The sequence below is a fragment of the Nocardioides malaquae genome (assembly GCF_015070385.1).
Lineage (GTDB): Bacteria > Actinomycetota > Actinomycetes > Propionibacteriales > Nocardioidaceae > Nocardioides > Nocardioides malaquae.
In genome coordinates, this window is the sequence record NZ_JADCSA010000664.1 from 1 (window position 1) to 258 (window position 258).

Consider the following 258-nt stretch of genomic DNA (forward strand, 5'->3'; position numbering starts at 1 on the left):
CAGGCTCAAGGCCTACTGTTTGGAGGAGAGCATAATGCAGGGGCCATAATGCAGGGGCCAAGACAAGCTCAAGAAATAAAAGTGAATAAGGTCAGAACGCAAAAGAAAGGATTATCTTATGCCGAAGCAGTGAAGAGAGTGGAGAGGAGGGAAGAAAGGACGAGGAGACAAGCTGAAGTCGAACAACCGAGGGAAGAAGCTGAGAGGCATACGCCTATATTTATGGACAGAGAGCAATTTCTGGCGTTTTTGCTGGTG

1 protein-coding gene is annotated in these 258 nt (G+C 47.7%); it reads left to right on the forward strand.

Features of this window, described 5'->3' with window-relative positions:
* Positions 1-258: hypothetical protein (locus IEQ44_RS17330; protein ID WP_227487671.1), on the forward strand; the 258-nt coding region annotated here is incomplete at both ends.